Consider the following 12,950-nt stretch of genomic DNA (forward strand, 5'->3'; position numbering starts at 1 on the left):
CTTTGCACGCAAAGATCTTATTCTGATCATCAACTGAGCAGTTATCTTGCCAAAAACAGCCGGCATGTCTGGTTTTTACGCACTAGAATGATGTTATTTTGGCTTACGATCCTGAAAAAATGATTTTTGAGCACAAAGATCGAAAAAGTCTTGATCGAAAGATAGAATCGACTTTTGTATGCATATATCAAAAATAACAGGGAGACGCCGATGCTCACGCTATCCGGGGTCAGCCGAAAATACGGCGATGTAACCGCATTGGACGGTCTGGACTTCACGGTGCCTGACGACCGCTATGTATCCCTTCTGGGGGCATCCGGCTCGGGCAAGACGACCCTGCTGCGGGTGATTGCGGGCTTTGAGGAACCTGATACTGGCACGGTCAGCTTTGATCGCACCCGTCTGGACGGGGTTCCGCCGCATCTGCGTGATATCGGCTTCGTTTTCCAGAATTTCGCGCTTTTTCCGCATCTGAGCGTGCGCGACAATGTGGCCTTCGGGCTGCGTCATCGTGCCAAGGCGGCGGTGAGAGACCCGAAAGAGGTGATCGAGCGCGCCGAGGCGGCGCTGGATCTGGTCGGGCTCAAGGGCTTTGGCCATCGCGGTGTGGGGGCAATTTCGGGCGGGCAGCGCCAGCGGGTCGCCTTGGCGCGGACGCTGGTGACCGAACCGCGGATCGTGCTTCTCGATGAGCCGCTTGGCGCGCTTGATGCCAATCTGCGCGCGCGGATGTGTGACGAATTGCGCGCCATCCGCGAGCGGCTGAAAGTGTCTTTCCTGCATGTCACGGGCTCCGAGGCCGAGGCGCTGACGATGGGCGATACGGTCGCCATTCTGTCGGGCGGCAGGATCGTGCAGGATGCGCCCGCCACCCGTCTTTTTGCCAATCCCGACAATGCCGCCGCCGCCCGCCATCTGAACGCATGGAACATCCTTGCGGGGCAGGGAACGGGCGCGGGCTTTGCCACCGGTGCCGCCACATTCGCCCTGCCGCCGCATCTGATGCCGCGCGGTGCGGGCAGCCTTGGCGTGCGTTTCGACCAGATCAGCATCGCCCGCCCCGACGCTGTGCCCGAGGGGCATCTCTCCTTCCCTGCGCGCTATCTGACGGGGGAGTTCAACGGCCCCACCGCGCTGGCGTTTTTCCGCACCAATGACGGGCAGCTTGTGCAGGTCGTGGACCATCTGGGCCAGCCACGCCTGCCCGAGATGACCGAAGGCGCGACCTATGCGCTGCATTTCCATCCGGACCAGATCCGTATTTTCGAGGGAGCTGCATAATGGCTGCTGCAACCACCGACCTCCCCGAGGCCACATCCCAAAGCCCCGCCGTCGCCCGTGCCCGCAAAGACCGGAACCGCGCGCTGATGTTGCTGACGCCCGGCGTGATCTGGATGGCACTTTTCATGGTGCTGCCGATGGCGATGGTTATCTATGTCAGCTTCTGGACCCAGACCACCTTCAGCGTGAATTCGACGCTGACCACCGCCAGCTGGGAACGCTTCCTGTCGTCCCCGACCTATCTTTCCGCCATTGGCACCACGATCCGCATCTGGGCGATCGTGCTGGTGGCGACGATTGCCATCGGCTATCCGGTGGCGCTGTTCATCGGGCTTTTCGTCCGTAACAAGACCCTCCAGACCGCGCTTCTGGTCGCCTGTGTGATTCCGTTCTGGACCTCGTTCCTGATCCGCGTGATCGCTTGGCGTCCGATGCTGGGCACGGAAGGCGCGATCAACACGATCCTGCTCAATCTCGGGATCATCCACGAGCCGCTGACCTTCCTGCTGTTTTCCGAGTTCTCTGTTTTAGTAGGGATGACCCAGATCTACTGCGTCTTCATGGTGGGGCCGATCACCTTCATGCTTGGCCGCATCGACCCGTCGGTCATCGAGGCCGCACGCGATCTGGGGGCCTCCTTCGGCACCATCTTCCGCCGCATCATCCTGCCTCTGTCGCTGCCCGGTGTGGTGGTGGGCGCGATCTTCGTTTCGGTGATGGTGCTGGGCGAGTTCGCCACTGCCGCCTCGCTTTCGGGGCGCAAGGTGAACCTGCTGGGCAATATTATCGTCTCGCAGGTCGGGTCGCTCAAATGGGCCTTTGCCGCCGTGGCGGGCGTGGTCCTGACCATCATCATCACTGCCGTCATCGCGCTGGCGCTGCGCATCGTCGACCTGCGCAAGGAGATGTAACCCATGCACTCGCGTATCCTCAAACCCGTTCTTGGCGTCTATACGGCGATCTTCCTCCTCTTCCTCTACGGCCCGATGATCGTGCTGGCGATCCTCAGCTTCCAAAGCGCCGATGGCGGGCCGCAATTCCCGATCCGCGACTGGTCGATCTACTGGTACGAGCATCTTCTGGGCATGGTCGATGGATCGCGCGTCTCGCAGCTTCCTGTGGGTGATAGCCTGATCCGCTCGCTGGTGCTGGCCTTCATGACGACCGTGGTCTCGACCGTGCTGGGCGTGATGAGCGCCGAGGCCTTCCGCACCAAGTTCCGTGGCTCTGGCCCCGTTTTCTACCTCATCATTCTTGGCATGATGGTGCCAGGCGTGCTGGTGGGGCTTGGTATGGCGCTTTTGTCGAACACGCTGGGGATCGGCCGCGCATGGTGGGGCACCAGCTTCGTGCTGCATGTGGTCTATACCTATCCCTTTGCCTTCCTCGTGTTGCTGGCGATCTTCAATCGCTTCGACCGCAGCGTCGAGGAAGCCTCGATGGCGCTCGGGGTCAGCCCCGCGCAGACCTTCCGCCGTGTGACCTTCCCGATCATCTTCCCGGGCGTGCTGTCGGCGATGCTTTTTTCCTTCACGCTGTCTTATGACGAATTCGCCCGCACGCTCTTTACCGCAGGGCGCGACCTGACCCTGCCGCTGGCGATCTATGGCACCTTCTCGGTGGAGATCTATCCCAATATCTTCGCCTTCGGGGTGCTGACCACGCTCTTTTCCTTCACGCTTCTGGTGATCTACGGGCTCTTGATGAAGCGCTTCACCGCACGGGCGGGCAAGTTCAAGGGGCAGGAAGCATGAGCCGCGTCGCATTGGTCACGGGCGCGGGCTCGGGGATCGGGGCGGCCATTGCGCTCCGGCTTGCCGCAGACGGGGCGCGGGTGGCGGTCAATGACCTGCATCCTGACGCGGCCCAAGCGACCGTCGCCGCGATTGTGGCGTCTGGGGGCGAGGCGATGGCCGTGGCCGCCGATGTCGCGGACGAGGCCTCTGTGGGCGCGATGATGGATCAGGTGCGCGCCTCGCTGGGCGACCCGCAGATCTTGGTGAACAATGCGGGTTTCGGCCATCAGGCCCCCTTCGCCGAGATCACGCCCGCCCAGTTCGACCGGATGTTTGCGGTGCACGTGCGTGGCAATTTCCTGTGCACACGGGCCTGCCTGCCCGCGATGCTCGCGGCGGGCGAGGGGGTGGTGGTCAATGTGGCCTCCCAGCTTGGTCAGGTCGGCGGTGTCGAGCTTGTCCATTACGCAGGCGCCAAGGCCGCGATCATCGGCATGACCAAATCGTTGGCGCGCGAGGTCTCGAACCGTGGCGTGCGCGTCAATGCCGTGGCCCCCGGTCCGATCAATACGCCCCTCGTCGAGGCGCTTTCCGAAGACTGGAAAGCCGCCAAACGGGCAGAGCTGCCTCTGGGCCGGTTTGGCGAGGTGGCCGAGGTGGCCGGAAGCGTGGCCTTCCTCTGTTCCGATGACGCAAAACTCTATGTAGGCCAGACGCTTGGCCCGAATTCCGGAGATGTGATGCTATGACCCAAGACAAACGGGTGGTGATTGTAACGGGCGCAGGGATCGGGATTGGTCGCGCCGCCGCCGAGACCTTTGGCGCTAAGGGCGATCATGTGATTGTCACCGATATTCTGGCCGAGGAGGGCGCGCGCGTCGTCGCGGCGATCACCGATGCGGGCGGCTCGGCGGAGTTCATGGCGCTGGATGTGCGCGACACGCCTGCCTGTGATGCGCTGGTCGCCCGCGTGCTGGAGATGCATGGCCGGATCGATGTGATCGTGGCCAATGCGGGCATCGCCCATTGTGTGCCGATGGCCGAGATGACCGACGAGAAATGGGACGAGACGTTCGAGATCGACCTCAAGGGGATGCTGCGGGTGATCCGTCCGGCCCTGCCTGCGATGAAGGCGGGGGCCTCGATTATCTGTCTCAGCTCGATCATGGGCACGGCCTATGGCTGGGACGAGCATGTGCATTACTCGGCGGCCAAATCCGGCGTGATCGGGCTGGTGCGCGGCCTTGCGGTGGAATTTGCCGCGCGTGGCATCCGCGTGAACGGCGTGGCGCCCGGCTATATCCGCACCGCGCAGCTTCTGAACCCCGGCCATAGTCTTGGTCCGCAGGCGGCTGAAATCGCCTCCCCCTATATCCCGATGCAGCGGCTGGGCGAGCCTGCCGAGATCGCCTCTGTCATCGGGTTCCTCGCCTCCGCTGATGCCTCCTACCTTACGGGGCAGGTCATCACGGTCGATGGCGGCCTGACACCGGGCCGCTACTGAATACCGCAAAAACACAAAAAGAAGCGGTGCCCTTTTTGCAACCTCATCCTCAACAGGGAATAGACATATGACCATCATCAACAGACGGCATCTCCTGCGTTCGGGCGCGGCACTGGGCGCGGTGGCGCTTGGCTCGGGCATGCATCCTTGGGCGCGTTATGCGCGTGCGCAGAGCCTCTCGTCCGAGCAGCTGCGCACCACGGGTCTGTCGACCACGGTGCAGGACCGCATCCTTGACATGTTCAAGGAGGCCAGCGGGGTGGGGTCGGTCTCGGGCACGCCCTCGACCTATCCCGATGCGCAGACCAAGATCCTGTCGGGCTCCAGCGATTATGACTGCTGGGAGATCATCGGCGAGCGCCTTCCGGCGCTGATTGCCACCGATAATGTCGAAACCATTCCGGTCTCCGAAGTGCCCAACTGGGCCTCGATCCGCGACACCTTCACGAAGACCAACCCCAAATGGGATGCCAAGGCGCAAATCTCCGGCCAGATCTGGGCGGATGCGGCGCAGACCCAGCTTTATATGGTGCCAGCGGTCTATAACTACGATTCCATCGGCTATAATCCCGATGTGCTCTCGGCCGAGGAAGCCAATACATGGACCGCGCTGTTTGACGACAAATGGAAGGGCAAGTCGGGCCTCAATGTGGACCCGCTGATTGCCATCGGGCAGGCTATTCTGGCGATGAATTCGCTGGGCCTTCTGGAGGCCAAAAATCCCGGCAACCCGACCAAGGACGAGATCGACGAGGCCGCCAGGTTCCTGATTGCCAAGAAGAAAGCGGGCCAGTTCCGCGCGCTCTGGGGCGATTTCGGCGAGCTGGTGAACCTTATGGCTTCGGGCGAGATGGTGGTCTGTGATGCGTGGCAGCCCGCGGTCATGGCGGTCAAGGCGCAGGGCAAGCCCGCCAAATACGCGACCCCCAAAGAGGGCTATCGCGGCTGGGCCATCGGGCCGTCGATGCTCAAGGGCACGCCCAACCGCGAGGCGGTCATCGCCTATGCCAATTTCTGGCTCTCGGGCAAGCCGGGCATCATGGTGACCGAACAGGGCTATTACTCGCCCGCGACCAATATCAAGGATGCGATGGACCCCGATGAATACGCCTTCTGGTATGAAGGCCAGCCGTGGAAAGGCGCGGCCACCCGCGGCATCAATCCGGGCGATCTGCGCGATGGCGGCTCGCTGGAAGAACGCGCGGCCAATGTCGCTTACTGGCATCAGTGGCCGGATGAATATGACCACCTGATCCAACGCTGGGACGAGTTCCTGAACGCCTAAAACCGGGGTTTCCCCTGACTGGCCCGGGCGGGATCGCCCGTCCGGGTCTTTTTCCTCAGACTTAACAGGCTGCCCCATGATCTACGACCTCGAGCTGATTTCGGTCGGCAAGACCTATTCCGATGGCACGGTCGCCGTGTCCGATTTCGACCTGAAGGTGGAAAAGGGCGAGTTTGTCGCCTTTCTCGGGCCGTCGGGCTGCGGCAAGTCCACGACCCTGCGCATGATCGCCGGTTTCGAGGACATCACCAATGGCGAGGTGATGATGATGAACCGCAATGTCACGCATCTTCCCGCCGAAAAGCGCCCGACCTCGATGATTTTCCAGAACTATGCGCTCTTCCCGCATATGACGGTGCGCCAGAATATCGGCTTCGGGCTGGAGGTGAAGGGGCTGCCCCGCGCGGAACGCGACCGCAAGGTGGAGCGCATCCTCGATATGTTCGACCTCACCGCCGTGGCCGACCGCAAGGCCGACCGCCTGTCGGGCGGACAGCGCCAGCGGATCGCGCTGGCCCGCGGGCTGGTGGTGGAGCCCGAGATTCTGCTGCTGGACGAACCGCTTGGCGCGCTGGATGCCAATCTGCGCCGGATCATCCAGAACGAGCTGAAGCTGTTGCAGCGCGAACTGGGGATCACCTTCATTTTTGTCACTCATGCGCAATCCGAGGCCCTTGGCCTGTCGGACCGCGTGGTGGTGATGTCGAACGGGGTGGTCGAGCAGATCTCGGCCCCGAAAGAGCTTTACCGCCGCCCCGCGACGCCGTTTGTTGCCGATTTCATCGGGGCGAATACGCTGATCGAGGGGCGCAGCCTGCCGTCCGAGGGCGGGTTTGCCCGCCTCGACACGCCTCTTGGGGCGCTGGCGGGGGTAGGAGCGCCCGAGGCGACGCTGGCGGTGATCCCCGCCGAGGCCTTCCGCCTGAGCCCGCAAGGCACGGCAGGCGAGATATGCCTGCCCGCGACCGTGACGGGCCGCCAGATCGTGGGCGCCACCGGCTACTTCCGGATGCAGCTCGCCGACCAGCGCGAGATCCGCATCGAAACCCATGCCGAGCGCGCGCTTGGGCTGGATGCCGGCGCGTCCGTCACGCTCGCACTCGACCCCGCCTCGGTCACGATGATCGCAGGCTAAGATTTTCAAAAGGAGACGAAAAATGGCAAAGGAAATTCTTGTTGGCTTCGGCATCGACGTGGATGCGGTGGCGGGCTGGCTTGGCTCCTATGGCGGCGAGGACAGCCCCGATGATATCTCGCGCGGGTTGTTTGCAGGCGAGGTGGGCGCGCCGCGCTTGCTGGATATGTTCGACAAGTTCGGCATCAAGACCACATGGTTCATCCCCGGCCATTCGGCGGAGACCTTCCCCGAGCAGATGAAGGATGTGGCCGCGCGCGGCCACGAGATCGGCATTCACGGCTATAGCCACGAAAACCCGATCGCCATGACCCCCGAGCAGGAAGAGGCGGTGCTGGATAAATGTATCGGCCTGATCACCGAGATCTCGGGGAAACGGCCCACGGGCTATGTGGCGCCTTGGTGGGAATTCTCGAATGTCACCAATGAACTCCTGCTGAAGAAGGGCATCAAATACGACCACTCCCTGATGCATAACGATTTCACCCCCTATCGGGTGCGGGTGGGCGATAGCTGGACCAAGATCGATTATGCAGGCAAGCCCGAGGACTGGATGAAGCCTCTGGTGCGTGGCGAGGAGACCGATCTGATCGAGATCCCCGCCAACTGGTATCTCGATGACCTGCCGCCGATGATGTTCATCAAGAAATCGCCCAATAGCCACGGCTTCGTCAATCCGCGTGACATCGAGGAGATGTGGCGTGACCAGTTCGACTGGGTCTATGCCAATATGGAGTATGCGGTCTTCCCGATCACCATCCACCCCGATGTCTCGGGCCGTCCGCAGGTGCTGATGATGCTCGAACGGCTCTTCAACCATATCAAATCGCATGAGGGCGTGAAATTCGTCACCATGAACGAGATGGCCGATGATTACGCGGCCCGTTTCCCGCGCAAATAACCACTCGCGCAACAGATCCGGGCGGGGCGACCCGCCCGGATCACCTAAGAGAAAGGTTCGGATATGTGCTCGCTTTGCGGCATCTTGGGATGCGATGACCATTGGACGAATGCTGTGGGGCGCGAGGGCGTGTTCACCCGCAATACCGACAGGCAGGCCCGCCGTGCCGAGGGCGCGCGCCGGATCCGCGCGGCCAATGCCGTGCTGGCCCATCGCCGCCTGACCCTCGCCGAATGGCAGGGGATCAATTATGTGCTCTCCTCGCCCACCGGAAAGTCGAGCGTGTTCGAGGCGCTCTCGCATCTGTGGCCAGAGGCCGAGGCACTGGCGGGGCGGGCTTTTGACCCGCTGGACGAGGACCTGATTGCCTTCATGGAGGCCAAATGACCCCAGTCATCCTGCTCACGGGCTTTCTTGGCTCGGGGAAAACCACGCTGTTGCAGCGGCTGCTGGAGGCCCCCTCGCTGTCGGATGCCGCCGTCCTGATCAACGAATTCGGAGAGGTCGGGCTTGACCATCACCTCCTCGACCGGATCGACGAGAATGTGGTGCTGCTGAAATCGGGCTGCGTGTGCTGCACCGTGCGTGGCGAGGTGGCGGAGGCACTGCAAAACCTCCATAGTCTGCGCACGCGGGGCGAGATCTCCTTTGGGCGCGTGGTCATCGAGACCACGGGGCTGGCCGATCCCTATCCCGTCTTGCAGACGCTGACCGCCCATCCGGTGCTGCGCAGCCATTTCCGCACGGGCGGGGTGCTGACCACGGTGGATGCGGTCAATGCGGCCTTGCAGCTTGACCATCGCGCCGAGGCGATCCGCCAGATTGCCAGCGCCGACCGGATCATCCTGACCAAGACCGATCTGGCCGATGAGGCGCAGGTGGCAAGACTGCGCGAGCGGCTGCATAGGATGAACCCCGCCGCATCGGTCTGGAGCACGCAAGACAGCGTGACGCAGATGCTGGGCGGGCTGGATGCCGACCGCGCGCGTCTGCCCGCACTGTGCGGCGACGCAGGCCCGTGTGCCTCGCACCACCACCATCATCACCACCATCATAATGACTTAGGCGTGACCTCCTTCTCTCTGGTGATCGAAGAGCGTATAGATTGGACCATGTTCGGGATTTGGCTCACGCTTTTATTGCATCGTTATGGTGATCGTATTTTTCGCGTGAAGGGGATCCTGGCTCTGGAAGGAGAGGATCGTCCCGTGGCCATTCATGGCGTTCAGCATCTGGTGCATGCCCCCACCCATATGACGCATTGGCCCGAGGGCCAGCGTCTGTCGCGGCTGGTCTTCATACTGGAAGGGCTGGAGCCCGACCTGATCCGCCGTTCGTTTGCCGCCTTCACCGGCCTTGCCTGCGCGAGGGCCGTGGCTTGACGGACCGGCTGCGTATTCTGACCACCGAAATCCAGCCTTGGCGCAGGTTCAAGGACCGTGCGGAGGCCGATCTCGGGTTCGAGCTTGATTTCATCGAGATGGATTTCGTGAATGCGCAGCGCATCGCCGCCATGTCGCCGCATAGCTATGATGTCTATGACCAGTGTTTCCACAATCTCGATATCGTCTGGCACTGGCGCGCGATCCAGCCGATCGAGATCGACCGCATCACCTATTGGCCCGAGATGGAAAGCCCCGCGCTAGATCCGGTGCCGGGATCGCTTGGCTATGGTGATGTTCCGGCGACGCGGCTTTGGGTGCAGGCGGATGCCTCGCTTTCCGCGCGACCGGGACGGCAGATCTCGATGCTGCCAACCGTCTATAATTACGACAGTTTCGCCATCGATATCGGTGCGACAGGACTGAATGTCGACAGCGATGTCACAAGCTGGGCCGAGCTTCTGGACCCGCGCTGGCATGGGCGGGTGGCGCTGGTGGATGATCCGGGGATCGGTGTTTTCGACCTTGTGCAGGCCTTGATGGCCGCCGACCGGATGAAGGTCGCCGACCCGGGCAATATGACCGTGGCCGAGATCGACGAGATGGCGGCTTTGGGGCTTGATCTTGTGGCCTCGGGGCATCTGGCGCCGTTCTGGCGGCGCGCGACCGAGCCGCTGGAGCGGTTCCGCGCGGGCGAGCTGGCGATCTCGTCGCTTTGGTCGCCGACCGTGGTGGCGATGAAAGAGGCGGGGCTGCGGGTGCGTCAGGCCGTGCCGGAGGAAGGCTACCGTGCATGGCATGGGGGCATGTGTCTGGCGCGGCATCTGGAGGGCGCGCGGCTGGATCGTGCCTATGCATGGCTCAACTGGTATCTGTCCGGCATCGCGGGCGCGCAAGTCGCGCGGCAGGGCTATTACATGTCGGTGCCCGGACGGGTGCGCGACACGCTGCCCCCTGCGGAATGGGACTATTGGTATGAGGGGCGCGCCGCCGCGACCGATCTGCCGGGACCCAACGGGCATGTCGCGGTGCGCAAGGGCGATATGCGCTCGGGCGGGTCGGTCAGGGCGCGGTCGAAGAATGTCGCGGTCTGGAACTCGACAATGGACGAGCATAACTACCTCGTGCGCCGCTGGACCGAAATTATCACCGCAGCGGCGCAGGCGCAGGGCCGCGGATCGCGTAAGGCCGGATAGGGCCGCTTCCCCTTCAGGAAAGGATGACTATGGCACGGATACATCTGATTGCCACCGGCGGAACGATTGCGTCGCGCGCCGAAACACAAGGCGGGCCGGTGACGGCGGGGCTTTCGGCGCAAAGCCTGTTATCGGGGCTGCATGATCCGCTGGACGGGATCGAGGTCAGCGCCGAGAGCTTTCAGGCGAAGGGAAGTTATGCACTTGATCTGGCAACGGTTTTCGCGCTTTGCCAGCGGATCGAGACGGTGCTTTCCGCGCCGGAGATTGACGGGGTTGTGGTGACGCATGGCACCGATACGATGGAGGAAAGCGCCTATCTGGCCTATCTTCTGGTGGGCTCGGACAAGCCCGTGGTGTTTACCGGTGCGCAGCGCCATGCCGGTGTCGCCGATACCGACGGGCCGCGCAATATCGCCGAGGCCATCCGCGCCGCCGCCTGTCCCGCGATGACCGGCATGGGGGCCGCTATCGTCTTCGAAGGCGAGATCCATTCGGCGCGCCATGTCACCAAATTCCATGCCTCGCGGGTCGATACGTTCCGCTCTCCCGGATTTGGCAAGATCGGGGATGTGGACGAGGGGCAGGTCTACGTGGCCCGTGCCAACGCGACCCCCCGCCGGATCTACAGGCCCGAACGGCTTGATCCTGCGGTCGAGCTGGTCCTGCTGGGGCTGGGGAGCCGCCCGAGCTATCTGTCATGGGCGGTCGAGACGGGGGCAACAGGGGTGGTTCTGGCAGCCTTCGGGCGCGGGAATGCCCCCGAAGGATTTGCGCAGGCCGCAGCGCAGGCGCGGGCGCAGGGCTGTCCGGTGGTGGTGGCGACACGCTGCCCCGAAGGCCGGACGCTACCGGTTTACGGCAATGATTCCGGCGGGCGCAGTCTGGAAGACGCCGGGGTGATTTTCGCCGGAGCCCTGCCGCCGGTCAAAGCGCGGCTTCTGCTGGCGGTGCTGCTGGGGCAGGGGGCGGATCTGGTCCGGATCGCGGCGGCCTTCGCGCAGGAGGGGTAGCGCGCCCGAGGCAGGCGGGCGTGGAAAATCGTGACTAGAGATTTCGCGCTGTGCTCGTTAAAGTCGCACCGAGCAATAAGACAGGCGTATCAAACGTGAACGAGACCCCCCGGCCCGGCGCCACGAAAGACCAGATCACGCAGGTTGGTGAAACCCGCCCTGCGGCAAAAGCGTCCGCAGCACCGGAACCGGCTCAAAAGCCAGCCCCCGATCCGGCTCAGGCGAAAGCCGCACCGGTTCCGCCGCAGCCGAAGCCACAGCCGCAGGCAAAATCGCAGGGCAAGCCTCAGGGCAAATCTGCCGAGACGCCCTTGAAAGACAAGATTCTGGTTGCGCCGACGGTGGCGATGGCGGCGCTGAAATCGCGCCACCGGGCAATGGCGCTGAGTTTCCTGTTCATTGTGGTGCTGCCGGTCTTTCTGGCGTCGTTCTACCTTTATACGCGCGCCCATGATCGCTACGTCTCCCATGTCGGGTTTTCCGTGCGATCCGAAAACACGTCCTCCGCAATGGAGATGCTGGGCGGTCTGGCCGAGATTTCGGGGTCTTCTTCCTCGGATACCGATATTCTGTATAATTATATCAAGAGCGAAGAGCTGGTGCGCGCGCTTGATGCCAAACTGGACCTGCGCAAGATGTGGGCCAAGGCGGGGGATCGCTGGTGGCATTGGGGGGACGACCCGTGGTATGCCTATCATCCCGGTGGCACGATCGAGGATCTGACCGATTATTGGGGCCGCATGGTTCAGGTCTATTCCGATAGCGGCACCGGCCTGATCGATGTCGAGGCGCAGGCCTTCACGCCGGAAGATGCCCATAAGCTGACACAGGCGATCTTCGACGAGAGTTCGAAGATGATCAACCGCCTGTCGCAGATCGCGCGGGAAGACAAGATCCGCTATGCGCGCGACGAGCTTGAAACGGCGGTGCAGCGTCTGAAAACGGCCCGCGCGGCGATGACCCAGTTCCGCAATGAAAACCAGATCGTGGACCCGCAATCGCTGATCGAGGGGCAGGTGGGGCTGCTGTCCTCGCTGCAACAGCAGCTTGCGCAGTCGCTGATCGAGCTGGACACCCTGCGCCAGACCACGCGCGACAATGATCCGCGGATCGTGCAGACCGAACGCCGCGTGCAGGTGATCTCTGACCGTATCGCCGCCGAGCGCAAGAAGCTGGGGCTGAGCGGGACCGTCGGCGGCGCGCCTGCCTCCAGCGATATGACCGATGGCGAGGGCTATGCCAATATCGTCGGGCAATATGAAAGCCTTGCGGTCGACCAGCAATTTGCCGAGCAAAGCTACACCGCCGCAATGACCGCCTATGATACCGCCAAAGCCGAGGCGAACCGTCAGAGCCGCTATCTTGCGGCCCATATCCGGCCCTCGATGCCCGAAGCGTCGATGGAGCCCGTGCGCGGCGAGATCGTGGCGCTGCTGGCCATCATCATGACGATGGTCTGGGTTCTGGTGGTTCTGGTTGCCTATGCCCTGAGAGATCGCCGCTAAGCGCGCGGGAGG

At 62.9% G+C, this 12,950-nt stretch carries 13 protein-coding genes; all 13 read left to right on the top strand.

Annotation, left to right across the window (positions count from 1 at the left end):
- Positions 1–210: 210 nt before the first annotated feature.
- The 13 genes from RPE78_RS15320 to RPE78_RS15380 all read left to right on the top strand — a co-directional run bounded on the left by RPE78_RS15320 (position 211) and on the right by RPE78_RS15380 (position 12,938).
- Complete coding sequence (locus RPE78_RS15320; protein WP_330646953.1) at positions 211–1,281, top strand: ABC transporter ATP-binding protein; 1,071 nt, start codon at positions 211–213, stop codon at positions 1,279–1,281.
- Complete coding sequence (locus RPE78_RS15325) at positions 1,278–2,192, top strand: ABC transporter permease (RefSeq protein WP_406721703.1); 915 nt, start codon at positions 1,278–1,280, stop codon at positions 2,190–2,192. The genes RPE78_RS15320 and RPE78_RS15325 overlap by 4 nt, the downstream gene beginning before the upstream one ends.
- 3 nt (positions 2,193–2,195) lie before the next feature.
- Positions 2,196–3,035 (top strand): ABC transporter permease, encoded by an 840-nt coding sequence (locus RPE78_RS15330; protein WP_330646955.1) that lies wholly within the window; start codon positions 2,196–2,198, stop codon positions 3,033–3,035.
- Entirely contained in the window at positions 3,032–3,766 is a 735-nt protein-coding gene (locus RPE78_RS15335; RefSeq protein WP_330646956.1) for an SDR family NAD(P)-dependent oxidoreductase, read from the top strand. Before RPE78_RS15330 ends, RPE78_RS15335 begins: the two co-directional genes overlap by 4 nt.
- A complete protein-coding gene (locus RPE78_RS15340; protein ID WP_330646957.1) occupies positions 3,763–4,521 on the top strand; it encodes an SDR family NAD(P)-dependent oxidoreductase in 759 nt (252 codons plus the stop codon). The genes RPE78_RS15335 and RPE78_RS15340 overlap by 4 nt, the downstream gene beginning before the upstream one ends.
- A gap of 67 nt (positions 4,522–4,588) precedes the next feature.
- Entirely contained in the window at positions 4,589–5,806 is a 1,218-nt protein-coding gene (locus RPE78_RS15345) for an extracellular solute-binding protein (protein WP_330646958.1), read from the top strand.
- 76 nt (positions 5,807–5,882) lie between these two features.
- Positions 5,883–6,941 carry an ABC transporter ATP-binding protein gene (locus RPE78_RS15350; RefSeq protein WP_330646959.1) on the top strand — a complete coding sequence of 353 codons (1,059 nt, stop codon included), beginning with the start codon at positions 5,883–5,885 and terminating at the stop codon, positions 6,939–6,941.
- Between the two features lie 22 nt (positions 6,942–6,963).
- Positions 6,964–7,842, top strand: a complete 879-nt coding sequence (locus RPE78_RS15355) for a polysaccharide deacetylase (RefSeq protein WP_330646960.1) — start codon at positions 6,964–6,966, stop codon at positions 7,840–7,842.
- A gap of 63 nt (positions 7,843–7,905) precedes the next feature.
- Entirely contained in the window at positions 7,906–8,229 is a 324-nt protein-coding gene (locus RPE78_RS15360; protein WP_330646961.1) for a hypothetical protein, read from the top strand.
- Positions 8,226–9,224 carry a GTP-binding protein gene (locus RPE78_RS15365; RefSeq protein WP_330646962.1) on the top strand — a complete coding sequence of 333 codons (999 nt, stop codon included), beginning with the start codon at positions 8,226–8,228 and terminating at the stop codon, positions 9,222–9,224. Before RPE78_RS15360 ends, RPE78_RS15365 begins: the two co-directional genes overlap by 4 nt.
- The gene (locus tag RPE78_RS15370; RefSeq protein ID WP_330646964.1) at positions 9,221–10,420 is read left to right on the top strand and encodes an extracellular solute-binding protein; all 1,200 of its coding nucleotides are present in this window, start codon (positions 9,221–9,223) and stop codon (positions 10,418–10,420) included. The genes RPE78_RS15365 and RPE78_RS15370 overlap by 4 nt, the downstream gene beginning before the upstream one ends.
- 29 nt (positions 10,421–10,449) lie before the next feature.
- Complete coding sequence (locus tag RPE78_RS15375) at positions 10,450–11,433, top strand: asparaginase (protein ID WP_330646965.1); 984 nt, start codon at positions 10,450–10,452, stop codon at positions 11,431–11,433.
- A 95-nt stretch (positions 11,434–11,528) separates the two neighbouring features.
- Positions 11,529–12,938 carry a capsule biosynthesis protein gene (locus RPE78_RS15380; RefSeq protein ID WP_330646966.1) on the top strand — a complete coding sequence of 470 codons (1,410 nt, stop codon included), beginning with the start codon at positions 11,529–11,531 and terminating at the stop codon, positions 12,936–12,938.
- Positions 12,939–12,950 lie beyond the last annotated feature (12 nt).

This window comes from Thioclava litoralis, assembly GCF_045278885.1.
Taxonomy (GTDB): domain Bacteria; phylum Pseudomonadota; class Alphaproteobacteria; order Rhodobacterales; family Rhodobacteraceae; genus Thioclava; species Thioclava litoralis.

Excerpts from the sequence above, each read along its gene's own strand:
- RPE78_RS15320 (WP_330646953.1), top strand. The coding sequence starts at position 211 with ATGCTCACGCTATCCGGGGTCAGCCGAAAATACGGCGATGTAACCGCA.
- RPE78_RS15330 (WP_330646955.1), top strand. The coding sequence starts at position 2,196 with ATGCACTCGCGTATCCTCAAACCCGTTCTTGGCGTCTATACGGCGATC.
- RPE78_RS15335 (WP_330646956.1), top strand. The coding sequence starts at position 3,032 with ATGAGCCGCGTCGCATTGGTCACGGGCGCGGGCTCGGGGATCGGGGCG.
- RPE78_RS15340 (WP_330646957.1), top strand. The coding sequence starts at position 3,763 with ATGACCCAAGACAAACGGGTGGTGATTGTAACGGGCGCAGGGATCGGG.
- RPE78_RS15345 (WP_330646958.1), top strand. The coding sequence starts at position 4,589 with ATGACCATCATCAACAGACGGCATCTCCTGCGTTCGGGCGCGGCACTG.
- RPE78_RS15350 (WP_330646959.1), top strand. The coding sequence starts at position 5,883 with ATGATCTACGACCTCGAGCTGATTTCGGTCGGCAAGACCTATTCCGAT.
- RPE78_RS15355 (WP_330646960.1), top strand. The coding sequence starts at position 6,964 with ATGGCAAAGGAAATTCTTGTTGGCTTCGGCATCGACGTGGATGCGGTG.
- RPE78_RS15360 (WP_330646961.1), top strand. The coding sequence starts at position 7,906 with ATGTGCTCGCTTTGCGGCATCTTGGGATGCGATGACCATTGGACGAAT.
- RPE78_RS15365 (WP_330646962.1), top strand. The coding sequence starts at position 8,226 with ATGACCCCAGTCATCCTGCTCACGGGCTTTCTTGGCTCGGGGAAAACC.
- RPE78_RS15375 (WP_330646965.1), top strand. The coding sequence starts at position 10,450 with ATGGCACGGATACATCTGATTGCCACCGGCGGAACGATTGCGTCGCGC.